Source organism: Parasphingomonas frigoris (genome assembly GCF_036663815.1).
Classification (GTDB): Bacteria; Pseudomonadota; Alphaproteobacteria; order Sphingomonadales; family Sphingomonadaceae; genus Sphingomonas.
Genome location: NZ_JAXOJQ010000002.1, coordinates 945,855 through 969,573, shown reverse-complemented (window position 1 = coordinate 969,573; position 23,719 = coordinate 945,855). Strand labels below are relative to the sequence as shown.

At 68.3% G+C, this 23,719-nt stretch carries 21 protein-coding genes; 10 read left to right on the top strand and 11 right to left on the bottom strand.

Features of this window, described 5'->3' with window-relative positions; all coding sequences use genetic code 11:
- The first annotated feature begins 81 nt into the window (after positions 1-81).
- The 3 genes from U1872_RS09985 (at position 82) to U1872_RS09975 (ending at position 2,726) form a co-directional block, all read left to right on the top strand.
- Positions 82-759: a response regulator transcription factor gene (locus U1872_RS09985; protein ID WP_332792725.1), complete on the top strand. Its 678-nt coding sequence runs from the start codon at positions 82-84 to the stop codon at positions 757-759.
- Positions 746-2,101 carry a sensor histidine kinase gene (locus tag U1872_RS09980; RefSeq protein WP_332792724.1) on the top strand — a complete coding sequence of 452 codons (1,356 nt, stop codon included), beginning with the start codon at positions 746-748 and terminating at the stop codon, positions 2,099-2,101. The genes U1872_RS09985 and U1872_RS09980 overlap by 14 nt, the downstream gene beginning before the upstream one ends.
- 100 nt (positions 2,102-2,201) lie before the next feature.
- Positions 2,202-2,726, top strand: a complete 525-nt coding sequence (locus tag U1872_RS09975) for a DUF3833 family protein (protein ID WP_332792723.1) — start codon at positions 2,202-2,204, stop codon at positions 2,724-2,726.
- Positions 2,727-2,777: 51 nt separating this feature from the next.
- Here the strand turns inward: U1872_RS09975 and U1872_RS09970 are convergent, their stop codons facing one another.
- Together U1872_RS09970 and U1872_RS09965 are read right to left on the bottom strand one after the other, a co-directional pair.
- Positions 2,778-5,132, bottom strand: coding sequence for a putative bifunctional diguanylate cyclase/phosphodiesterase (locus U1872_RS09970; RefSeq protein ID WP_332792722.1), 2,355 nt, complete (start codon positions 5,130-5,132; stop codon positions 2,778-2,780).
- Positions 5,129-5,734: a cupredoxin domain-containing protein gene (locus U1872_RS09965; protein ID WP_332792721.1), complete on the bottom strand. Its 606-nt coding sequence runs from the start codon at positions 5,732-5,734 to the stop codon at positions 5,129-5,131. The genes U1872_RS09970 and U1872_RS09965 overlap by 4 nt, the downstream gene beginning before the upstream one ends.
- Positions 5,735-5,859: 125 nt before the next feature.
- On the opposite strand from U1872_RS09965, the gene U1872_RS09960 reads away from it, so the two are divergent.
- The 3 genes from U1872_RS09960 (at position 5,860) to U1872_RS09950 (ending at position 8,187) form a co-directional block, all read left to right on the top strand.
- Complete coding sequence (locus tag U1872_RS09960) at positions 5,860-6,738, top strand: DUF3034 family protein (RefSeq protein WP_332792720.1); 879 nt, start codon at positions 5,860-5,862, stop codon at positions 6,736-6,738.
- The gene (locus tag U1872_RS09955) at positions 6,738-7,217 is read left to right on the top strand and encodes a group I truncated hemoglobin (RefSeq protein WP_332792719.1); all 480 of its coding nucleotides are present in this window, start codon (positions 6,738-6,740) and stop codon (positions 7,215-7,217) included. The genes U1872_RS09960 and U1872_RS09955 overlap by 1 nt, the downstream gene beginning before the upstream one ends.
- A 547-nt stretch (positions 7,218-7,764) precedes the next feature.
- Entirely contained in the window at positions 7,765-8,187 is a 423-nt protein-coding gene (locus U1872_RS09950) for a hypothetical protein (protein ID WP_332792718.1), read from the top strand.
- Between the two features lie 73 nt (positions 8,188-8,260).
- On the opposite strand, the gene U1872_RS09945 is transcribed toward U1872_RS09950, so the two are convergent.
- The 9 genes from U1872_RS09945 to otsB all read right to left on the bottom strand — a co-directional run bounded on the left by U1872_RS09945 (position 8,261) and on the right by otsB (position 19,089).
- Positions 8,261-9,541, bottom strand: a complete 1,281-nt coding sequence (locus U1872_RS09945; protein ID WP_332792793.1) for a DEAD/DEAH box helicase — start codon at positions 9,539-9,541, stop codon at positions 8,261-8,263.
- 152 nt (positions 9,542-9,693) lie between these two features.
- On the bottom strand, positions 9,694-10,032 hold the full coding sequence (locus tag U1872_RS09940) for a hypothetical protein (RefSeq protein ID WP_332792717.1): 339 nt from the start codon (positions 10,030-10,032) through the stop codon (positions 9,694-9,696).
- A gap of 241 nt (positions 10,033-10,273) precedes the next feature.
- Positions 10,274-11,572 (bottom strand): ABC transporter ATP-binding protein, encoded by a 1,299-nt coding sequence (locus tag U1872_RS09935; protein ID WP_332792716.1) that lies wholly within the window; start codon positions 11,570-11,572, stop codon positions 10,274-10,276.
- 14 nt (positions 11,573-11,586) lie between these two features.
- On the bottom strand, positions 11,587-13,281 hold the full coding sequence (locus U1872_RS09930) for an ABC transporter permease (protein ID WP_443025367.1): 1,695 nt from the start codon (positions 13,279-13,281) through the stop codon (positions 11,587-11,589).
- Between the two features lie 50 nt (positions 13,282-13,331).
- Positions 13,332-14,645 (bottom strand): carbohydrate porin, encoded by a 1,314-nt coding sequence (locus U1872_RS09925; protein ID WP_332792714.1) that lies wholly within the window; start codon positions 14,643-14,645, stop codon positions 13,332-13,334.
- A 36-nt stretch (positions 14,646-14,681) separates the two neighbouring features.
- Entirely contained in the window at positions 14,682-14,864 is a 183-nt protein-coding gene (locus tag U1872_RS09920; protein WP_332792713.1) for a hypothetical protein, read from the bottom strand.
- Between the two features lie 276 nt (positions 14,865-15,140).
- Entirely contained in the window at positions 15,141-16,568 is a 1,428-nt protein-coding gene (locus U1872_RS09915) for an alpha,alpha-trehalose-phosphate synthase (UDP-forming) (protein WP_332792712.1), read from the bottom strand.
- On the bottom strand, positions 16,565-18,346 hold the full coding sequence (locus tag U1872_RS09910; protein WP_332792711.1) for a glycoside hydrolase family 15 protein: 1,782 nt from the start codon (positions 18,344-18,346) through the stop codon (positions 16,565-16,567). The genes U1872_RS09915 and U1872_RS09910 overlap by 4 nt, the downstream gene beginning before the upstream one ends.
- On the bottom strand, positions 18,343-19,089 hold the full coding sequence (gene otsB, locus U1872_RS09905) for a trehalose-phosphatase (RefSeq protein WP_332792710.1): 747 nt from the start codon (positions 19,087-19,089) through the stop codon (positions 18,343-18,345). Before otsB ends, U1872_RS09910 begins: the two co-directional genes overlap by 4 nt.
- A 249-nt stretch (positions 19,090-19,338) precedes the next feature.
- Between otsB and U1872_RS09900 the strand changes: the two genes are divergently transcribed.
- The 4 genes from U1872_RS09900 to U1872_RS09885 all read left to right on the top strand — a co-directional run bounded on the left by U1872_RS09900 (position 19,339) and on the right by U1872_RS09885 (position 23,665).
- On the top strand, positions 19,339-20,913 hold the full coding sequence (locus U1872_RS09900; RefSeq protein ID WP_332792709.1) for an aldehyde dehydrogenase (NADP(+)): 1,575 nt from the start codon (positions 19,339-19,341) through the stop codon (positions 20,911-20,913).
- 46 nt (positions 20,914-20,959) lie between these two features.
- Positions 20,960-21,943 carry an AraD1 family protein gene (araD1, locus tag U1872_RS09895; protein WP_332792708.1) on the top strand — a complete coding sequence of 328 codons (984 nt, stop codon included), beginning with the start codon at positions 20,960-20,962 and terminating at the stop codon, positions 21,941-21,943.
- Between the two features lies 1 nt (position 21,944).
- Positions 21,945-22,862 carry a Gfo/Idh/MocA family protein gene (locus U1872_RS09890; protein WP_332792707.1) on the top strand — a complete coding sequence of 306 codons (918 nt, stop codon included), beginning with the start codon at positions 21,945-21,947 and terminating at the stop codon, positions 22,860-22,862.
- Between the two features lie 62 nt (positions 22,863-22,924).
- Entirely contained in the window at positions 22,925-23,665 is a 741-nt protein-coding gene (locus tag U1872_RS09885) for a FadR/GntR family transcriptional regulator (protein ID WP_332792706.1), read from the top strand.
- Positions 23,666-23,719 lie beyond the last annotated feature (54 nt).

Sequence of the window (23,719 nt, the reverse complement as noted above, 5' to 3'; positions counted from 1 at the left end):
GGATGCCGTCGACTAAACATGCGTTCAGACTATGAAGTGCTATTCAGTTGACCTCATCCCTGCCGCGCCCGAACTGAGACGGTGACCCGGATCCTGCTCATCGAAGACGACGCCGGTACGGCGAACGAGATCACGCTCGAACTCGTCGCCAACGGACATGGCGTGACGCATTATGCGCTGGTCGCGGATGGACTGGCGGCGGCACGTGCGGACGATGTCGATTTGCTGATCGTCGACCGCCAGCTTCCCGATGGCGAGGGGCTCGATGTGATCGCGCACCTGCGGGCAGAGGGGCGGCGCACGCCGGCGCTGGTGCTGAGCGCGCTTGGCAGCCTGGATGATCGCGTGCGCGGTCTGCGCGCAGGCGGCGACGACTATCTGCCCAAGCCGTTCGCGCTGGTCGAACTGATCGCGCGGGTGGAGGCGTTGCTGCGCCGGCCGAACGAGACGCGCGATACGCGCCTCATCGTCGGGCCGCTCGATCTCGATCTGCTCGCGGGAACCGCGACGCGTGCCGGCCGCGCGCTCGATCTGTTGCCGCGCGAGTTGAAGCTGCTCAACTATCTCGTCCGCCGCCCGGGCCGGATCGTCACGCGCTCGATGCTGTTGCAGGATGTGTGGGGCTATACGTTCGAGCCCAACAGCAACGTCGTCGATGTGCATATGGGGCGCTTGCGGCGGAAGGTCGATGCCGATGGCGAGCCACAATTGATCCGCAACGTGCGCGGCCAGGGGTATGTGTTCGATGTTGCGCCCTGACCCGCAAGCGCGCGCGACGTGGCGCTGGGGCGGCGCGATCGCCGCATTGCTCGTCGTGCAATCGATCTTGCTCGCCAGCCTGTTCTGGGTGCTGGCGACCGGCAGCCACCAGCGCGATGCGGAGCGCCTGTTCGCGGCGGATTGTCGCGCGCTGGCGGCGCTGCCGGCGCCGGCGCGGGGCGGGGCGCTGCGCATGATGATCGCGCAGGATATCCACCGCGACCGGTTCCTCGCGCTGTTCACGGCGGGGGGCCGGTTGATCGACGGCAACGTTTCGCGGCTCCCGGACAATGCGCGCCCCGGCAAAGGCTCGTTCGTCGCGCCGGTGCGCCCGACCGAGCTGCCGGGCAAGACCAGCGACGTTGCGCGGCTCGCGTTGTGCGCGATGCCCGACGGGGCGACGCTGCTGACCGGGGTCGATCTCGACGATGCCGAGGACGCGCTGCGCGTGGTCGGGCGGTCGCTCCTGATCGGGCTGGTTCCGGGCATCCTGCTCGCGCTCGGCTTCGGTCTGATCGCCGGGCGCCGCGCCGCGCACCAGGTCGATACGGTGCGTCGGCTCGCCGGACGAATCGTCGCCGGCGATCTGGCGCAACGCCTGCCGGTCGGCGACACGCCCGACAGTTTCGGCATGCTGTGCGCGCATATCAACGCGATGCTCGATCGGCTGCAGGGGCTGGTCGCCGACGTGCGGGGTGTCGGCGACGATATTGCGCACCAGTTGCGCACGCCGGTAACGCGGCTGCGCGCGCGCATCGAACGGGGCCTGCGCGACGCACACGACCGGGACGCGTTCGAAGCCGTCGCCGGCGCTGCGCTGGCCGAGATCGACACGCTGCTCGGCATCGTCGCCGCGCTGCTGCGGATTCGCGAGCTCGAGGATCACGCGCGGCGCAGCCGCTTCGCCGCGGTCGACCTGGCGCGACTGGTCGAGGACGCCTGTGAACTCCACCGCCCGACCGCCGAGGATCGTGGCATCACCCTCGTCTGCACGATCGCGCCGGTCGCGCCGGTCGATGGCGATGCGAGCCTGTTGATCGAAGCGGTGTCGAACCTGATCGACAATGCGATGAAGTTCGGGCCGGCGGGAGGGCGGGTCACCCTGTCGCTCGAGCAAGCAGGCACCGCCGCGCGCATAACGGTCGCCGACGACGGACCCGGCGTGCCCGTCGCGGAGCGTTCGCTCGTGACGCAGCGCTTCTATCGCGGGCGGCACGAGTGCGAAGGCGCGGGACTGGGGTTGAGCCTGGTCAAGGCGATCGCCGATCTGCACGGCTTCACGCTTCGCTTCGCCGAGCGGGGCAGTACGGTGTCGCTGGTTTGCCCGGAGCGCCCAACCTGAATGCGAATTTAGACAACTTCGCTGCCCGTCGTCGGTTGGAGCGCAAGTGGCACTGGAAGCGGCATCCTCGGCGTTTCGGTTGCGGTTCGAAAGGATTCCGATGCGCGCCATCCTGCTAGCCACCCCCGCGCTCGCGGCGATGTTCGCGATCAGCGCATGCGTCCCCTCGGATCATCTCGCGCGGGCGCGCGCTCCGGCGCCGGAATTCGATCCCGTCCGCTTCTTCGCGGGGCATAGCGAGGGGCGCGGGAGCCTGAAGGTGGCGTTGCGCGCCCACACGCCGACGCTGGTCGATGGCAACGGGATCGCAACGCCGGATGGCGGTATCGACCTCGTCCAGTCTGTGCGCCTGGGCGATGGCAAGCCGACGCGCCGAACCTGGCATCTGCGCCGGGTCGCGACCGGTCGCTACACGGGCACGCTGAGCGACGCGCGCGGGCCGGTTACGGGCGAGGTGCACGGCAATTGTCTTCACCTGCGTTTCGCCATGAAGGGGGGCTTGCGCGCGCAGCAATGGCTCTATCTCGAGCCCGGCGGTCAGGCCGCCGTCAACCGCATGGTCGTCACCAAGTTCGGGCTGCCCGTCGCCAGCCTAGACGAGAAGATCGTGCGACTCCCGACGTGACGAGATGTTCAAGCGTTTCCCGCTGTGCCGAGCCGGCGCCGCCAGCGTCCCCTACGCCACGGCCGACATCGGTCCTGCAATCATCGCCATTACTGCGCCACCTTCGATCGGTCGGCTGAACAGATAGCCCTGGATGCTGCTGCACCCCTGGCCGCGAAGTTCGGCGAGCTGGTCGCAATCCTCGACGCCCTCCGCGGTCGTTTCCATGTCGAGCGCGGTGGCGAGATCGACGATGGCGCGCACGATCGCGGCGGCGCTGTGGTCCTCGGCGACCGCATTGACGAAGCTCTTGTCGATCTTGATCTTGTCGAACGGGAAGCTGCGCAGATAGCTGAGCGAGGAATAACCGGTCCCGAAATCGTCCAGCGCGATGCGGACGCCCATTGCACGCAGCTGGTGCAGCAAGGTCACGACCGCCGTTTCGCCATCGAGGAACACCGATTCGGTGATCTCCACCTCCAGCCTGGTGGGGGCGAGGCCGCTGCGCGAAAGCGCCTGGAAGATGACGGTCTGGAAGCCCGGATTTCGGAATTGCAAGGGCGAGACGTTGACCGCGACGCGCACATGATCGGGCCAGGCGATGGCTTGCCGACAGGCTTCCTGCATCACCCAGTCGCCGATCGCGATGATCAGGCCGGTGTCTTCGGCGACCGAGATGAACTCGACCGGCGGCACATTGCCGCGCGTCGGATGTTCCCAGCGCAGCAGCGCCTCGAACCCGCCAATCCGGTCCTTCTTCAAATCGAAGATCGGCTGGAAGTTGAGGCGGAACTGCCCGCCCTGCAATGCCGCGCGCAAGTCCAGCTCGAGCTGGCGGCGTTTGCGCGCGGCGGCGTCGAGCGAGGCTTCGAAGAAGCGGAATACGCCGCGGCCGTCCTGCTTGGCACGGTAGAGCGCGAGGTCCGCGTTCTTGAGCAGCACGTCGGCATCGGCGCCATCCCCGGGGCCGACCGCGATGCCGATGCTGACACCGATCGCGATCTGGTGACCCGCGACCCGCACTGGCCGGTGCAGAGCATCCAATATGTCTTGCGCCAGTGCGCGCGGCCGATCGGCATCGCCGCGATCGTCGAGAATGATCGCGAATTCGTCGCCGCCCAGGCGCGACACGATGCCATCGGCGGCAATCCCGCCGAGCGTCTCGCCGATGTGGCGCAGCAGTGCGTCGCCCACAGGATGGCCGAGCGTGTCGTTGACGCCCTTGAACCCGTCGAGATCGAGGCACAGGATCGTTATGCGCTCGCGCCGCTTGTCCGCTTGGGTCAGCCCGGCCTCCAATTGCTGCCGGAACGAGGTGCGATTGGGCAGTCCGGTGAGCGAATCGTGGAAAGCGAGGTGCGTGATGCGATGCTCGCGCTCGACGATGCCCGCCGACATGCGGTTGAAGCTTTCCGCCAGACGCCCGACTTCATCGACCCCGTCGATCCGGACCTCGGTGCGGTTACCCTCTTCGAGCGACCGCGCGGCGGCATCCAGCGCGGCGATCGGTCGTGCAATGCTGGTGGCGAGGCGACGGCTGCCAAGGAGCACGAGAATGAGCCCCATCGCGCCCGCGAGCAGGATACCGACCTGCATCGTGCGATAGCCCGCCATCGCGGCGCTCCACGGATAGCTCAGCAGCAGCACCGCCTCGGGCCGGCCGCCCGGGCCGACGAGCGGCTTGGCCAGCGCGAAGGCATAGCCGGTCGGCAAGGTCAGCGCGCCCGGTCCGGTGTCGCCGTCGACCGCCCTGGCGACGAAGCCATCGAGCGCGGCGTCGCCGTTGCCCAAGCCTGCCACCCCTGACCAATGCCCGTGCTGGAGACCAAGGATGGTCGCGTTCAGCGGGATTGCCGACAGATGCTGCAACGCCTGCATCTCGCGCCCGTCGAGCGGGAGCGCAAAGATCACCCAACCGATTTCGGTCGGGGCCAGGACCGGTGAAACAATCAGGCGAAACGCGCCTTTCGGGGTCGCGATCACCGTATCGCGGCGACTGCCCGCCATCCTGTTGGGCACGGTTGCGACCGCCCGGCGGAGTTCGGGCAGGCCGGTGCCGGTCACGCCACCCGCAGTGTCGACGAAGAAGGTCTGCGCGACATCGGCGCGTTGGCCAAGATTAGCGAGCGCCGATTCGATCGTGGGGCGGTCGCCGCTGGAGATCGCCGAGCGGAACCCGAAATCGCGCGCCAGCACCGACGCGGTGTCGCCCAGCGACTGCGCGCGCAACGCCCAGATGCGGTCGTACACGCTGCCGCTGGCGCTCAATTCGGCGCGAACGGTGTTGCGCGCGTTGCTCCAGATGACCAACTGCCCGACGATCGCGACGATCAGCAGGCAAGCGGCGAACAGCATGCCGTACAACACGGCGAGCTTCGTGCTCAAGCGGCGGAACTGCCAGCGCGGCGTTCGCAAGGGCGGCATCATTTCCCGCGGATCGTATAGGTGGCGGTGAAGCCCGCAGTGGTTACGGTCGCGGCTTGCCGCAGCATATTGTCGGCGGCGCGGATCGTCGGGTGCCACACCCGAACCGAGACGCCCCCGACGGGCACGCCGGTCATCGTCGCATGCCCGTTGGCGTCGGTCTGCACCGCGAACGGCGTATCGACCACGATGACGAACCCGCTCATCGAATCGTGGATGTTGCACCCCAACGCCACCACCCCGGCTTTGTCGAACACGACCGCGCGGGTTTCGTCCTTGCCGTAAAGCTTCAGGTCGAACTTCTTCGCCTTGGAAAAGGAGTAGACGTGGTGGCGCACCTTGTCGCGGTTGGGAAACGCGACCGACGCGCCCACGGGCACGATCAGGACATGCGGGATGAAGGCGATGTTCTGCTGCGCCATTTCGTACGGGTGATCGAGCTTGATCGGCGCGGTCGATCTGCGCGGCGTGTCGACCATCACGACCGCACCGGCGAGCGGCGTGCCGTCCGCGCCGCGGACATCGATGGTGACGGTCGCGGCGGTCGCAGCGCCTGTCAGAAAAGTCGCCGCCAGGGCAGTGAACGCTACACGATACATACTCATTCTGCCGCCCTAGGCGCCAGGTGTCGCCAATTCGTGAAGCGCGCGTTTACGCAAAGAGAACCCTGTTTGCGTAGCTGCCGCAAGACTGGGTCCGAATCGGATCATCGAGCACGGGGCCTTGCAGAGTGACGAAACCCATAGCGGCAGCGCTTGCCGCGATCGCCGGCATGATGATCGCGGCACCGGCGTGCGCGGGCGAGCTGCGGCAGGGCGGCAAGCTGCCGCTGACGGGTGGCGTCTCGACGGTCGAGGGTTCGAGCGGTGGCGGCCTCGCGACATGGTCGCTGATCGCGGGGGACGAGACCGACGCCGGCATCGGGGGAACCGCGCATGCGACGATCGTCGCGCTGCCGGACTTCGACCTGAAAAGTGTCGGGGTCGCGATCGGCCTGCGTAACCGCGTCGAGCTGTCCTACGCCCACCAGATGTTCGATACGCGCCAGGCGGGCGCGACGCTCGGCATCGGGCGCAACTTCACCTTCGGGCAGGACGTGTTCGGCGTGAAGGTCCGTGTCGTCGGCGATGCCGTCTACGATCAGGACACGCTGCTGCCGCAAATCTCCGTCGGCGTGCAATATAAGCGCGCGGAAAAGGCCGCCATCATCGCCGCCGTCGGCGGCAAGCATGCCGCCGGCACCGACATGGTCGTCTCGGCGACGAAGCTCGTCCTGTCGAAGAGTCTGCTGCTTGGCGGCACGGTGCGCTTCACCAAGGCAAATCAGTTCGGGCTGCTCGGCTTCGGCGGTGACCAAAGCGACGCCTATCACGCGGAATTCGAAGGGTCCGCGGGCGTCCTCGTCTCGCCGCGTATCCTGCTCGGCGCGGAAGTGCGGACCAAACCCGACAATCTCGGCTTTGCCCGCGAGCAGGCGGTGTACGACATGTTCGCCGCCTGGCAGGTCCAGCGCCATGTCGCGCTGATGGCGGCCTATACCGATCTCGGCGATATCGCGACGATCAAGCGCCAGCGCGGCGCCTTCCTGTCGATCCAAGGAAATTTCTGATGCTGATCCTTGCTCTCCTGCTTGCGCTGCAAGCCACCCCACAGACGGTTCCGCCGCCCGGCGAGCACCCTGTCGACGTCTATCCGCAGAGCAATGCCAATGCCGGTGCGACGCCGTTCGACGGCGCCGCGATGCTCGCGGCGTTTCACGGCACGGCCGGGATCGACCGCATCGCCGACGATCTCGTGACGCGGATCAAGCGCGACCCGCGCATCGCCGACATCCTCAAGGGGCAGGACGAGGTGCGTTTGCGCCGCCTGCTCAAGGCGCAATTTTGCTACATCCTCGACGGCGGCTGCCCGTATAGCGGCCGCACGATGAAGGCGGCGCACAAGAATCTCGGACTGCAGACCGCCGATGTCGGCGCGCTGGTCGAGGATCTGCAGGCGGCGATGCGCGCGGAAGGCGTCGCCTTCTTCGCGCAAAACCGCTTCCTGGCGAAACTCGCGCCGATGAAGCGGGACGTGGTGGAACGCTGAGAGGCGGTTAGTCTACGCCTATCGGCCGTCTGGCGTTGGGAACGCCCGAGAAGAGATGGAACGGCGCCGCATGGTCTTCGGCGTCGCAAGCGGATCGAGACATGCCCGCCGCCCGGTCGCATTCCGGCAAACACGGATAGAAGGCGGCGAAGGCCGGCGAATCCCCGGATGTTCGGGGCGGCCAGCGTGCGTAACCTGCTGTGCACGCTTGACTTGCTAGAAAATGTTGCTCAAATGTTCTCGTCGTTGAGAGAGGCGGGGGCGTCCTATGAGCACTTCGGCAGAGCGGCGGCAGGATTTTTCCGCATGGTTGCGGACCGGGCGGTGGCCGAGCCGCGGCGGTGGCCTCTCCGCCAGCCATGCGCCTCGGCCGGGCCGGCTCGAAAGCCGCCTATATCAGCGATCCCGCCAAGGCGCCGATCGCGAACAAGGCCGACGCATGGCGCGCCGGGCCACTCGCCCAACACGGCGGTGATCGACATCAAGTTCGCGATAAACGGTCACCCGAACAGCGTAAAATTCGCGAACGACGCAAGGGAGAGATGGCATGGCAAATGACGAGACCGATCGCCTTCTCGGCAAAATTGGCCAGCTTCTGGCCGAGGACACCGCGTATCCGCTCGATGGCACCTTGCTCTACGCACAGGTGGCATCGAACATGGTGTCGCCATCGATTTTCAAGAAACGCGGGAACACCATCGTATACCGCTGGCCGGACCTGGATCGCCTGGGTGACGCGCTGCTCGACCTCTGGGCAGCCGAAGAGCCGGCGAAGCGCTGGGAGGAGATCGAATACCTTATCACGGGGGACACGTTCGAAGTCGCCTATACCTATGCCGACGAGATCGACCCGGAGGAAGATCCCTTCGAGCGGCGTGATCGGATCGTACGGCGGTACTTCGGGGATAAACCGATTATCTACCCGCCGCTCTCGTCAGAGGATGACGGGCTGCCCCGTTACAACCTCTGACGGCATCGACCGCAGTCGGCGGATGCGCCGCCGACAGCGGGCTTCGGGTGGGTGGCCCCCCCCTACACCGCGCTCAGCCCGCGTTTGCCGCCATCCGTGCCGCGCGCTTCTCTTCCTCGGTCCACACCTTGCGGACGCGCTCCTTGGGCGGCTTGACCTGCTTGACGGGGCCGCCGCCGAGCACCGGCGCGCGCTTGGTCGAGTGGCGCGCCACTTCGCAATGCCATTGGTGATCGTCCTGCACCGTCAGCGCCTGACCGATCTCGCGCTCGACATCGTGCAGCCAGGCGCGTTGCTCGGCATCGCACAGCGTGATGGCAAAGCCGCTGCGCCCGGCGCGGCCGGTGCGTCCGATGCGGTGGACATAGCTTTCGGGCAGGCTCGGCAAATCGTGATTGAACACGTGCGTCACCGTGTCGACGTCGATCCCGCGCGCGGCGATGTCGGTCGCGACGAGCACCTGCACCGTGCCCGCACGGAAGGCGTCGAGCGCGCGCTCGCGCTGCCCTTGCGACTTGTTGCCGTGCAGCGCCTCTGCGGTGATCCCTTCCTCGGTGATGAAGGCGCAGACCTCGTTGGCGATGTTCTTTTGCAGCGTGAAGACGACCGCCTGGCCGATGCCGGGCGTGCGCAGCAGGTCGAGCAGCGCCGCCTTCTTGTTGGCGGCGTCGAGGAACATCACCGATTGCTCGATCCGCGTGACGGTGGTCGACGGCGGCGCGATCTCGACCTTGGCGGGATCGCGCAGCAGGCTCTCGGCGAGCGCGGCGATCGACTTCGGCATCGTCGCCGAGAACAGCAGCGTATGCCGGTCGCGCGGCAAGGTCGCGACGATCCGCTCGATCGGCTTGGCAAATCCCATGTCGAGCATCTGGTCGGCCTCGTCGAGCACCAGCGCCTCGAGCGCCGACAGGTCGCACAGGCCCTGGTCGACCAGATCGAGCAGGCGCCCCGGTGCCGCGACGATGATATCGACGCCGTCCTCGAGCGCAGCGACCTGATGGAACTGGCTGACGCCGCCGAAGATCGTCGTCACGCGCAGCGACAGGTTGCGGCCGAAGCTCTCGAACCCGGCGGCGATCTGCGACACAAGTTCGCGCGTCGGCGCGAGCACCAGCACGCGCGCGCCGCCCTTGGGCGCGGGGCGGGGGTCGGCGGCGAGGCGGTGGAGCAGCGGCAGCGCGAAGGCGGCGGTCTTGCCCGTGCCCGTCTGCGCCATGCCGAGCATGTCGCGGCCCTCCAGCAGCAGCGGGATCGATTGCGCCTGGATCGGCGTCGGGCTGGTATAGCCTTGCTCGGCGAGGGCCGACAGCAAGGAGGGCGCCAGAGCGAGATCGGCGAAGGTCATGGTCATGGTCACGCGGCGCCTCCAGCGCTGAGCAAAGCTGCGCCGGATCGGGCTTAGCGGATTGAGAGCCCGCGCCTTTAGGTTTTATGCTGCACTGCGTCAAACACGAAGCCGTCGCAGCGACGTTTTCCCGTCGCGTCGGCTGATCGAGCGGGCGGCTATCGCTGCTTCTTCGTCGTGCCCGCGGTGAAATCGGGATCCTTCTTCGCGACCCAATCGACGAACTTGCGCACCGCCGGCTCGGCGAGCAGGCCGGCGACATTCATGCCGTGGCGCTCGAGCTCGGAATTGGTGAAGGTTGCCGTCACGGTTTGCTGGCAGATTGGGTGCATCGGCACGACATCGCGACCACCGCGGCTCTTGGGCACGGGGTGGTGCCAGACGATGGTCTTGCCGGTGGGACGGCCGCACAGCCAGCACGGCGGCGCCGCCGCGACGGTCTCTTCCTCCGCCTGGGGTTCTTCGTACGCGCCGTGTTTGGAATGCTTGCGAGCCATAAGTCCATCTGAATCCGCGCCGGTTCGCCCAACCGCAGGCGACGCGTCGTGGGGCGCTACACCATTTCGCGGCCGATACCGAGCGGGATCGACCGCGCGGTGCTTCACAGCTGGCAGGCGAAGGACAAGGCGCACCGTCACCCGGTCGAGCGTGTATGCGACGCAACGTTGACGTCCGCGCGTTTTCCACCGGTCTGTTCGCCGTGCGAAGCGCGCGTCGACGTTTCGGAGCGCAAGGCGATCAGGTGGGATCGTCGAGGCTGAAGCGGTCGTCATCGTCGTCGAACGCGAACAGCTCGGCATAGCGCCCCCATTCGGTCACCGTGCGCAAGGTGGTCGCGGCGAAATCGGGCGACATGTGATCCTCGAGCTCGTCGCGGAAGCGCCGCGCGGGCGCCTGGTGCGTCGGTCGCTCGTCGAGCACGACGCGGATGTGGCGCGCGAGGCGGACATGCGTCTCGAGCGTCTTGCGGAAATTGGCCTTGCGCTGGTCGACATCCTCCTGCGCGAACGCCGCGCCGCGCTTGGTCAGCACCGCATCGCCATCGTCGACGTCGACGAACTGGAGCAACTGCAGCGTCTCGACGATCGGGAAGAGATCGTCGATCTCGAGCTGGAGCGTGTCGGCGAGCGTCGACAGCGCCGCACGCCCGAGGAACGGCGCCGCCTCGATCTCCTCGATCAACCCGGCCAGGCTGTTGACGGACACGTCGGGCAGCGGCCGGTCGAGCCCATGTTCGGGCGGCGCGCCCGCGCTCGGCGCCACCACCTCGCGCTGCGTCATGCGTGCGTAAATCTGCTCGACCAGCTCGCGGAAGGCGGGGTCGAGCCGGTCGCGCGGCTGCGGCAGGTCGACGCGGAACTCGGCGGCGATCCGCCCGGGGTTGGACGACAGCACCAGGATGCGGTCGCACATCAAGACGGCTTCCTCGATATTGTGCGTGACGATCAGGATCGAGGCGATGCCCAGCTTGTCCTCGTGCCACAGGTCGAGCAGGTCGGTGCGCAGCGTCTCGGCGGTGAGCACGTCGAGCGCCGAGAAGGGCTCGTCCATCAGCAGCAGCGACGGTTCGACGACGAGCGCACGCGCCAGCCCGACGCGCTGGCGCATCCCGCCCGACAGCTCCTTGGGGAAGGCGTTCTCGAACCCGTCGAGCCCGATCAGATCGATCGCGGCGATCGCACGGCGGCGGCGCTCGTCGGCGGGAACGCGCTGCGCCTCGAGCCCGAGCTCGACATTCTGCAGCACCGTCAGCCACGGCATCAGCGCGAACGACTGGAACACCATCGCGACCGAGCGCGGATTGCCCGCGGCGTCGGGGACGAAGCGTAATTCGCCCGCGCTCGGGCGGACCAGTCCGGCGATCGAGCGTAGCAGCGTCGACTTGCCCGAGCCCGAGCGGCCGAGCAGCCCGACGACCTCGCCCTCCTGCACCGCGAGCGCGACGTCCTGCAGGATCGGCGGGCCGCCGTCGCTGCCGCCATAGCTGTGGCTGAGCCGTTCGACGGTGACGACGGGGCGGTGGTTGGTGAGGGTCATGACGACGGACTCCTTCAGGACAGCCGCAGGCGGCGTTCGGAGAGACGATAGAGCGGGCGGAACAGCAGGCGGTTGATCGCGATGACGAACACCGACATGACCATGATGCCGAGCAGCACGCGCGCACTGTCGCCCGCCGCGGTCGCATCGGCGATATAGCTGCCCAAGCCCTGCGCGCGCAGGTGGGTCGAGCCCCACGACACCGCCTCGGCGACAATGCTGGCATTCCACGATCCGCCCGACGCGGTCAGCGCGCCGGTGATGTAGTAAGGGAAAATTCCCGGCAGGATCAGGCGGCGCCACCATTGCCAGCCGCGCACCCCGAACATCCGGTTCGCCTCGATCAGATCGTTGGGGATCGCGCTCGCGCCGGCGATGACGTTGAACAGGATGTACCATTGCGTGCCGAGCACCATCAGCGGCGACAGCCACAGGTCGGGGTCGGCATGGAAGTGGACGATCGCCACCACCGCGATCGGGAACAGCACGTTGGCGGGGAAGGCGGCGAGGAATTGCGCGACCGGCTGGACGCGCGCGGTCCAGCGCGGGCGCAGGCCGATCCACACGCCGATCGGCACCCACACGACGCTCGCGATGATGATCAGCACGATCACGCGCAGCAGCGTCAGCAGCCCGAAGCGCAGCGCCTGCAGCGCGTCGCCGAGCGTTAGCGTGGTGCCGAGGAACTTGAGCGCATAGCCCGTCGCGGCGAGCGCGATCGCGGCGACGATCGCGGTCCACAGCCAGAGCTGCCCGTCGCGCGCCGCCTCGCCCTTTGCCGCGAATTCGCGCTGCTGCACCATCGGCCGCCGCCGCGGTTCGATGGCATAAACGAGTGCCCCGGCCGAGCGCAGCGGCGCGGTCAGCAGCGGGAGCAGGCGCGCGCGGCGGAACAGGTCGAACACCCACGATTGCGGCGGCGCGACGCTCGCGGTCTGCTCGACACGGAAGCGGTCGGCCCAGGCGATCACCGGGCGGAAGACCAACTGGTCGTAGAGCAGGATCACCACTGCCATCGCCGCGACCGCGAGCGCGACCGCGCCGAGATCGCGCCGCTCGATCGCCAGCGCGAGCCACGAGCCGATCCCGGGCAGCATGATCTGCGTGTTGCCGACGCTGATCGCCTCCGACGCGACGACGAAGAACCAGCCGCCCGACATCGACATCATCGCGTTCCAGATCAGCCCCGGCGTCGCGAACGGCAGTTCGACCCGCAGCAGCTTGCGCAGCGGCGAGAGGCCGAAGCCGCGCGCCACCTCGTCGAGGTCGGCGGGCACCTGGCGCAGCGACTGGTACAGGCTGAACGCCATGTTCCACGCCTGGCTGGTGAAGATCGCGAAGATCGCCGCGCACTCGACGCCGATCCGGCTGCCGGGGAAGAGCCCCATGAAGGCGGTGACGGTGAAGGTCATGAAGCCGAGCACCGGCACCGACTGGAGGATGTCGAGCGCGGGGACGATCACCAGCTCGGCACGGCGGCTCTTGGCGGCGGCGGTGGCGACGATGACGCTGAAGACGAACGACGCCGCGAGCGCCGCGAACAGCCGCAGCGTCGTCAGGAGGGCGTAACGCGGCAACGCCCACGGATCGAGCACGACCGGCTCGAGCCGCAGCCGCGCGAGCGGCTCGCCGACGTCATGGACGCCGGTGGCGATCCCCGCGGCAAGCGCGGCGAGGATCGCGAACAGCGCGAAATCCGACCAGCCCATGCGGAACGGCAGGCGGCGCGCCGAGACGCCGAAGGAGCGCAGCGTCTCCATCAGAATGCTCCATGCAGGCGGAAGGCGAGCACGTCCGCGGGCCCGCGATCGCGATTGTAGCCGGGGTTGGCGATCCGCTGCGCATCGAGCGTCGCATCGACGCCGCTGCGCAGATGCAGCGCATAATAGAGCTCGGCGATCTGCTCGGTGCCGGGATGCGGCAGCGCCCCGTCGCCGACCAGCACGCCGATCCCGCCGGCGGCGAGGTAGCGCTGATGCGCCGCCGAAATCGCGTTGGCGACGAGCGCGAGGCCGATCCGGTCGGCCGGCCGGTACCAGCCTTTGCCCGCCAGCGCCGCGCCGAGCTCGGCGGTACGATCGATGTCGGTGAAATCGTACGGTTCGATCGCGCCGTCGGCGATCCCGGCGCGCGCGAACAGGCCGAGCGTCGCGGTGACCGCCTGCTCGACATTGAGGTGCGCGCCGAGCCGCGTCATCGGGCGCCGCGTCAAGGCCGGGTCGATGGCCGCGCCGCTCTGGCCGGCGAGCGCGACGGCGTCGTCGAAGCGGCTGAAGCGGCCGCGATTGCGGAACAGCGTCACGCGGATCGCACCGGGCAGCCCGGCGACGGCGTGGCGATGCTCGAGTTCGGCATCGAGCTGCGATTGCGCGAAACCGCGTTCGAGGGTTTCGCCATTGGGCACGGTCGACAGGTTGAACGCGCCGAGCCGCAGCGCCCATGCGCCGCGATAGCCCTCGAGTGCCACGCCGCTCGAATAGCCCCAGGCATCGGCGGCATAATCGAAGCTGCCGGCATCGACCACCGACCAGTTGAGGAAGTCGCCGCGCGGATCGTGCGCATAGCTGTTGGTATCGAACACGTCGCCGACGCCGAACTTGCCGAGCGTCACCACGATCCGATCGGCGCGCGTCGCCCCGCCGAGCTGGTTGAGCGCGGGCGCGACCGGCACGACGGCGCCGCCCAGGCCGATCGTCTGGCGCACGAACAGCCGTTGCAGCCGGAAGTATGGCGTCGCGCGGCCGACCTTGTAGGCCTCCGCGCTCGGGAAGCCGGCCGCGCCGAGCGTGTTCGACAGGCCGAAGCCCTGGTCGATCTCCGGATTGGCCCAGATTTCGGCGCCCGCCCATGGGCGCACGCCGAGATAGCCGGTGACGTCGGTGGTCTCGCGGACCTGGCGCGGGGCGAGGCTGTTCGGCCCGGCATAGGGCGAGTCGAACCCGCCGACGCCTTGCACGACCAACGTCGCCTGGCCGTGGATCGCCCAGTCCTGCGTTGCGGGCACGCTCTGCGCGACCGCGGGGGATGCCGCCGCGCAGACCCATGCAACGATCAGGGGAAATTTCAGATGCATCAGTACGTCCTCGAAAACAGCGAGGGGAAGCGGGCGTCAGGGACGCGGGTGGACAGTCGGAACGGTCACGCTTCGTCGGCTCGCGCCGGGGACGGACGACCCAGATATGGACGACAGGGCAAGCGCGCGCAGGATCCGCGCACGGTGAAACGGCGCGGCGGCGAGCGACGCGCGAAGGGTAGTGACACGCCGGTCGGCGAGGAACGTTGGCATGGTCATGCGACCTCCATCGGGTTCGGTTGTACGAGCCCGGCGGAAGGATCGCGTCAGGTCAGCGCAGGCGCTGCCACTCGCGACCCCGACGGGCCCATGGCGTGACGATCGATGACAGCGAAGCGGGTGCTTCTACTGTCTCCGTCGCCGGACAAGGGACTAGATCGGGGCATTGGGGTCCTGGTGCTGAGGTCGGCCGAAGAGCGACTCGACACGCGCCAAATAGGGCCTGATCGGATTTGATCAAGCGCGAACATCTCGCAGGTGCGAAGGGAATGACGATCACACCGCCTCGATCGGATCCTGCGACACGCGCGGCGCGGTCGTCGCGCTGGCGAGCGGCAGCATCAGCGCGTCGAGGAAGGTCTGGCGCCACCAGTTGATGTCCTGCGTCTCGATCGAATCCATGCACGAGCGCCAGCGGCGGATCCGCTCGTCGCGCGGCATGCGCGCCGCCAGCAGGATCGCGTCGGACACCTCCTCTGCGCTGTACGGATTGACCAGGATCGCCTCGGTCAACTGCGCCGCCGCGCCAGCGAAGCGCGACAGGATCAGCACGCCGGGATCCTCGGGATCCTGTGCTGCGATATATTCCTTGGCGACCAGATTCATCCCGTCGCGCAGCGGCGTGACCAGCCCGATCTTCGCCGCCCGGTAGATGCCCGCCAGTGTGTCGCGGCCATAGCCCTGGTTGACGTAGCGGATCGGCACCCAGTCGACATCGGCATAGGCGCCGTTGATCCGCCCCGACAGGCCCTGCAGCGTATCGCGGATCCGCTGGTAGCTGCCGACGGCACCGCGCGACGGCGGCGCGATCTGCAGCAGGAACACTTCCTTGCGCTCCTCGGGATGCTCGACGAGGAAGCGCTCGTAGCCGAGGAAGCGCTCCTCGAGCCCCTTCGAATAATCGAGCCGGTCGACCCCGACGATCATGTCGCGGCCATCGGCGCTGTCGCGCATCTTGCGATAGGCGAGGCGCGCGGGCACGCCCGACGCCATCTCGACGAATTCGGGCGTGTCGATGCCGATCGGGCAGACCAGCACGCGCACGACGCGGTCGCCGAGCGTGATGACGCCGTCGTCGCCGACGATGCCGCCGAGTTCGAGCCGGACGAAATCGAGGAACGAGTCGCACCATTCGGCGGTGTGGAAGCCGATCACGTCATAGGCGAACATCCGCCGCACCAGTTCCTGCGCCTCGGGCAGGATCGAGAGCAGCCGGCGCGGCGGCCACGGGATGTGCAGGAAGAAGCCGAGCCGGTTGGTGCAGCCGCGCGCGCGCATCTCGTCGCCGAGCGGGAACAGGTGATAATCCTGGATCCACACCACGTCGTCGGGTTCGATCAGCGGCGCGACCATGTCGGCGAAGCGCGCGTTGACGCGCTGATAGCCGCCCGCGAAATCGCGCTCATATTCGGCGAGATCGACACGGTAGTGGAACAGCGGCCACAGGGTGCGGTTGGCGTAGCCGTTATAATATTCGTCAATGTCCTGATCCTCCAGGTCCATCGTCGCGGTGGTGACGCCTTGGTTGGTCTGATAATCGATCTCGCCGGTGAAGCTGTCGATCCGTTCGCCCGACCAACCGAACCACACGCCGTCATGTTCGCGCAGCGCCGAGGCGAGCGCGACCGCGAGCCCGCCTTGCGCGCCCGATTGCGACCCCTTGGGGGCCGAGACGCGGTTCGAGATGACGATCAGCCGGCTCATCGGATCGCACTCCAGGGCTTGCTCAGCAGCACCGCGCAGTTGATCATGCCGACGAGCGAATAGGTTTGCGGATAATTGCCCCACAATTCGCCCGACACCGGATCGATATCCTCCGACAGCAGCCCGGCGGCGGTGCGGCGGCCGAGCATTTCCTCGAACAGGGCGCGCGCGTCGGCGCTGCGCCCGGTGAAGTGAAGCGCCTCGATCAGCCAGAAGGTGCAGACGTTGAACGCCGTCTCGGGCAGCCCGAAATCATCCTCGATCGCATAGCGCAGCATGAACGAGCCGCGCCGCAGCCCCTCTTCGACCGCCTTCAACGTATCGAGGAAGCGCGGATCCTCGGGCGACAGGAAGCGCAGGTCGAGCAGTTGCAATACGCTCGCGTCCAGATCGTCGCCGGCGAAGGTCGCCGACATCCGCTTGGTCTCGGGGCGCCACGCAGCGGTCTCGATCCGCGTGCGGATCGTGTCGGCGCGCTCCTGCCAGAAGGTCGACCGCGCACCCAGCCCGAGCGCGGCCGCGGCATTGGCGAGCCGGTCGCACGCCGCCCAGCACATCGCCGAAGAGTAGGTGTGGACGCTCTGGCGCGTGCGCAGTTCCCACAGCCCGGCATCGGGCTCGTCATAATTGCGCCAGGCGCGTTCGCCGACGCGTTCGAGCGACTCGAAATCCTCGGGCCCCGCCATGCGGAACAGGCGCGTGTCGAAGAAGGCATGGACCGCGCACAGCACGATCTGGCCGTAGGCGTCGTGCTGGATCTGCTCATAGGCCTGGTTGCCGACGCGTACCGGCCCCATCCCGCGATAGCCCGGCAGATCGGGGGTGACGCGCTCCTCGAGCCGTGCCTCGCCGAGCACGCCGTAGAGCGGCTGGATATGCCCGCCCGCGGCATCGTCGACGATGTTGCGGAGGTAGCCGAGATATCCCTCAAGCACGTCGAGTGCGCCGAGCCGGTTGAGCGCCTGGACGGTGTAATAGGCGTCGCGCACCCAGCAGTAGCGATAGTCCCAGTTGCGCTGCGAATCGGCATGTTCGGGGATCGAGGTGGTCATCGCCGCGACGATCGCGCCGGTTTCCTCATGCTGGCACAGCTTGAGCGTGATCGCCGAGCGGATCACGACGTCCTGCCATTCGAGTGGGATGGCAAGGCCGCGGACCCATTCCTGCCAGTAGCGCGTCGTGTCGGCGAGCATCGTGTCGAGCGTCGCGGCGAGATCACCGGCGAAGCCTTCATCGGGCCCGAGGAAGAAATGCAGCGGGCGTTCGACCCGGAAGACACGCTCTTCTTCGACCATCCCGACGGGTGCAGTGGTGGTCAGGCGCAGCGAAATGCCGCTCATCAGGAAGCGGATGTGGTTCGAGCCGCCGGTCTGCTCGCCGCAATCCCCGCCCCAGCCACAGGTCGGGCGCAGCCGGACGCGAATCCGCGGGCTGCCGGAGACGGGGCGAACGATCCGCGCATAGGAGACCGGGCGATAGCTGCGCCCCTGCCGCTCGAAGCGCGGGCAGAAATCGATCACCTCGATCGCGTTGCCGCAGACGTCGGTATGGCGCGTCACCAGGATCGGCGTGTTGCGCAGATAGTGCTGCTCGACGCTGAAGCTGTCCTCGATCTCGATCGCCCAATAGCCGCGCTCGGGGGCTTCACCGCCGAGCAGCGCGGAAAAGAGCGGGTCGCCGTCGATGCGCGGGACGCAGCCCCACACGAAGCGTCCCGCGCGATCGACGAGCGCGCTGACCTGGCAATTGCCGATCGGCCACAGATCGACCGAGCTCATGCCGCCACCTCGCACGCGCTTTCGAGCCAGGCGAGCGTGCTCGCGACGTCGGGCAGGCGATAGGCGGCGCTCGTCGCCCGCGGCGCGCCGACGAGGATGCCGGCGCCACCGAGCGCGGCGGCGGCGACCATCGCGGGCTCGTCGGTGTCGTCGTCGCCGAGGAACACCGGCGCATGCCCCGCCATCGGCGCGAGCGCCATCAGCCGGTTGAGCGCGGTGCCCTTGTCGGCGCCGCCGACGCGCAATTCGACCATCATCTTGCCGGTCTGCAGGTGCAGCCCGGTTTCGGCGGCAAGCGTGCGGGCGAGCGCATGCGCCGCCTCGGCCCGATCGGGCGCGCCGCGATAATGAAGTGCTGCGCCAAGCGCCTTGGTCTCGACCAACAGGCCGGGGGAGGTATCTGCAAAATCTGTCATGATGGAGAGGATACGATCGAGGGCGGCAGGTCGTTCCGGCAGCGTCATCCGTCCATCGTGCCAGCGCACCTCCGCACCGTGACTCCCCGCGATCGTCAGCGGCAGGTCGCCGAACAAGGCGAGGATGTCGCCGACGGATCGACCGCTGAGCAGGGCGACGCGGCCGTCCAGCGCGTCGGCCAGCCGGGGGATCAAGGCCGCGAGCCGAGAATCGACCGATACCAGTTCGGGGCGTGCGGCGAGTTCGACGAGTGTTCCGTCAAAGTCGAGGAAGAGCGCCGCATCGCGCAACAGCGGGAGGGGGGGCGGGGAGAGCGTATCGGTCATCGCGCCCCGATAGCCGACAAATCTGGCAACCGCGCGATTTTTAGCGGGTCGGGGCTGGGGATCGCGCGACGGTACGGCCCGGCGGGGGACAGAGTGGAGCCATGGCGCCGGTGCGGCGGTGGTGCCCGGTCGGAGGTGTCCGATCCGCCGACCGACCGCACTGCGGCACCGGTCGGACGGGCCCGCCATTGCGCCGCGCCAGTCGTGTTGTTATACATTTGTCTGAGTTATACATTGACGGGAAATTCCATGATCAACGGTTCGATCCTGATTGGCCGCGGCGAACATGCCGGCGCCGACACCTTCAACGCGATCGATCCCGCGACCGGTGCGACGATCGATCCGCCCTTCACCGCGGCTGGGACGGACGACGTCGCGAGCGCCTGCGCGCTTGCCGACGAGGCGTTCGCCAGCTTCTCCGAGACCGATCTCGAGACGCGCGCGAAGTTCCTCGAGACGATCGCCGACAAGATCGTCGCGATCGGCGACGAGCTGATCGACCGCGCCGTCCAGGAAAGCGGCCTGCCGCGCGGCCGGATCGAAGGCGAGCGCGGCCGTACTGTCGGCCAGCTGCGGCTGTTCGCCGGCGTGGTCCGCGATGGCGAGTGGGTCCATGCGACGATCGACCCGGCGCTGCCCGAGCGCCAGCCGCTGCCGCGTCCCGACCTGCGCCGCCGCCATGTCGCGCTCGGCCCCGTCGCGGTGTTCGGCGCGAGCAACTTCCCGCTCGCTTTCTCGGTTGCCGGCGGGGACACCGCCTCGGCGCTCGCCGCCGGTTGCCCGGTGGTGGTCAAGGGCCACCCGGCGCATCCCGGCACCGGCGAATTGGTCGCACGTGCGATCCAGGCGGCGGTGACCGAATGCGGCCTGCATGAGGGCGTCTTCTCCTTCCTGCCGGGCGCGAGCAACGAGCTCGGCGGTGCATTGGTCGCGGATCCGCGGATCAAGGCGGTCGGCTTCACCGGGTCGCGCGGCGGTGGCCTCGCGCTGGTGCGGATCGCGGCCGGGCGTGAAGAGCCGATCCCGGTCTATGCCGAGATGAGCTCGATCAACCCGGTCATCCTCTTCCCCGCAGCGCTCAAGGCGCGCGGCGCCGCGCTGGCGCCCGCCTTCGTCCAGTCGCTGACGATGGGCGCGGGGCAGTTCTGCACCAATCCGGGCCTCGTCATCGCGATCGCCGGCCCCGAGCTCGACGCCTTCGCCGCAGCCGCGGGCGAAGCGCTCTCGGGCAGCGCGCCGGTGCAGATGCTCACCCCGGGCATCCACGCCAGCTTCGAACAGGGTGTGCAGGCGCTCGAAGGCCATGCGGCGGTGACCGTCGTCGCGCGCGGCTGCGTCGGCGAAGGCGTCAACCAGGCGCGCGGTGCGCTGTTCCGCACCGACGCCAAGAGCTTCCTCGCCGATCGCGCGCTGGGGCATGAAGTGTTCGGTTCGTCGTCGATCGTCGTCGCGGTCGCCGACATGGCCGAGGCGGCACAGGTCATCGCCGCGCTCGAAGGGCAGCTGACCGCGACGCTGATGCTCGATCCCGCCGACGAGCCGCTCGCTGCCGAGCTGATCCCGCTGATCGCGCGCAAGGTCGGGCGCGTGCTCGCCAATGGCTGGCCGACGGGTGTCGAGGTGAGCCATGCGATGGTGCATGGCGGGCCGTTCCCGGCGACGTCGGACGGGCGCTCGACCTCGGTCGGCACGCTGGCGATCGAGCGCTTCCTGCGCCCGGTCTGCTACCAGAACCTGTCGGACGCGCTGCTGCCGGCGGCGCTGCGGGCCGACAATCCGTGGCACGTCTCGCGCCGCATCGACGGCGTCGTCACGCCCGCCTGACGCGTACAGCGCGCTCGCTATCTCCCGGTTTTAGGAAAGGATTCTCATGAGCCTGTCGCTCGTTCAATATCGTCTTGCCGACGGCACGCGCGGCGTCGCCGCGATCGACGCCAGCGGTGTTGCCCGGATCGTCCCGGGCGCGAGCGACACGCTGTCGCTCGCGCGCGCGGCGATCGCCGCCGGGCACGGCCTCGCCGACGCTGTGGCCAAGGCCGGCGCGGGGGAGACGATCGACCTGGCGAGCGTCACGCTGCTCGCGCCGATCGACCATGCCGATCCGGCGCATCTGCTGCTGACCGGCACCGGCCTCACGCACCTCGGTTCGGCCGAGGGGCGCGACAAGATGCACCGGGCGGCGGTCGAGAACCCTGCGCCGACCGATTCGATGAAGATGTTCCTGATGGGCGTCGACGGCGGCAAGCCGAGCGAAGCCGGGCAGGGCGTCCAGCCCGAATGGTTCTACAAGGGCGACGGCTCGCAGCTGGTCGGTCCGGGCGAGCCGCTGCAATCGCCCGCCTTCGCGCTCGATGCGGGCGAGGAGCCCGAGATTGCCGGCGTCTATCTGATCGACGCCGACGGCACGCCGGTGCGGATCGGCTTCGCGCTCGCCAACGAATTTTCGGATCATGTCACCGAGCGCGGCAACTATCTGTGGCTCGCGCATTCGAAGCTGCGCAACGCGGCGCTCGGGCCCGAGCTGCTGGTCGGCGCGCTGCCCGACGACGTGCGCGGCACCAGCCGGATTGTCCGCGATGGCGCGACGATCTGGGAGAAGCCGTTCCTGTCGGGCGAGGCGAACATGTCGCACTCGATCGACAATCTCGAGCATCACCACTTCAAATATGGCCTGTTCCGCCGCCCGGGCGACGTCCACGTGCACTTCTTCGGCACCGCGACCTTGTCGTTCAGCGAAGGCGTGACGACGCAAGTCGGCGACGTGTTCGAGATCGAAGCGGCGCCGTTCCATCTGCCGGTGCGCAATCCGATCGCGATCGACGCGCCGCTCGCCGTCCGCGTGAAGGCGCTCTGAGATGGCGATCCGCATCGGCATCGTCGGCGTCGGCAAGATCGCGCAGGACCAGCATATCCCGGTCCTCAACGCCTCGCCCGATTTCGACCTGGTCACCGCGGCGAGCCGCCACGGTCGGATCGAAGGCGGGGTGACCCACCCGACGATCGGCGAAATGCTCGACGCCGAGCAGATCGACGCGGTCTCGCTGTGCCAGCCCCCGCAAGTGCGCTTCGACGCCGCGCGGATGGCGATCGCGGCGGGCAAGCATGTCTTCCTCGAGAAGCCGCCGGGCGCGACGCTCAGCGAGATCACGATCCTGCGCGACATGGCGCGCGAAAAGGGCGTCACACTGTTCGCCAGCTGGCACTCGCGCTACGCCGCGGGAGTCGACGCGGCGCGGACGTGGCTTGCCGACAAGGTGCTGCATTCGGTGCTGATCGAGTGGAAGGAAGACGTGCGCCACTGGCATCCGGGCCAGACCTGGATCTGGGAAGCCGGCGGGATGGGGGTGTTCGATCCCGGCATCAACGCGCTGTCGATCGCGACCGCGATCCTGCCGCCCTTCTTCCTGACCGAGGGCACGCTCGAGATCCCGTCCAACTGCGCGTCGCCGATCGCCGCCGACCTGACCTTCACCGACGCCGCGGGCACGCCGATCAAGGCCGAGTTCGATTTCCGCCAGACCGGGCCGCAGACGTGGGACATCCGCATCGAGACCGACGGCGGGACGCTCGTCCTGTCGAAGGGGGGCAGCGAACTTAGCATCGACGGGGTCGCGCAGAGCCTGCCGCCCGAGGCCGAGTATCGCGGGCTCTACGATCGCTTCGCGGCGCTGATCGCGGCGGGCGAGAGCGATGTCGACGTCAGCCCGCTGCGCCACGTCGCCGATGCCTATCTGCGGGCGGAGCGGCGCGAGGTCGAGGCGTTCCATGACTGAGCGCGGTTTGCTCGACACTGCGGTGCCGCGCCGTTCATAAGGAAGGCGAGGAGAGCGGTGTCGTGGCAGCGGGCAAGCCGGAGCGGATAAGGCTTCCATTCGAGGATCTGGGGTCGAAGCGGATCCACGGATCGATCGCGCACGATCTCGGCATCGCGATCCTCACCGGGCGCTATGCGCCGGGCGAGATCCTGCCCGGCGAAATCGAGTTTAGCGAACAGCTCAAGGTGTCGCGCAGCGCCTATCGCGAGGCGGTGCGGATCCTTGCCGCCAAGGGGCTGGTCGAAAGCCGGCCCAAGACGGGGACGCGCGTCAGCGCGCGCAGCCGCTGGAACGTGCTCGATCCCGAGGTGCTCGCCTGGACCTTTGCCTCGGAGCCGAGCGAGGCGTTGATCCGCGAGCTGTTCGAACTGCGCATGATCGTCGAGCCGCCGGCTGCCGCCCTGGCGGCGGAGCGGCGCACCGGCGCCGACTTGGCCGAGATGGGCCATGCCCTCGGCGAGATGGCGCGCTTCGGGCTGGCGACCGACGAAGGGCGTGCGGCGGACCAGGCGTTCCACCATGCCGTGCTGGCGGCGACGCGCAATGCGCCGCTGATCGCGCTGTCGAGCTCGATCGCCGCGGCGGTGACGTGGACGACGATCTTCAAGCAGCGCAAGTTCAAGCTGCCGCGCGACCCGTTGCCCGACCATCGCCGGATCTACGACGCGATCGTCGACGCCGATCCGGCGCGCGCGCGGGCGGCGATGACCGAACTGGTCGAGCTGGCGCTTGCGGATACCGAGCTCGCGCTCGAGGCGTGAGCGGGGCTGCTTTTAGGTAATCGCTTCCCCGGCGAAGGCCGGGGCCCAGGAGCG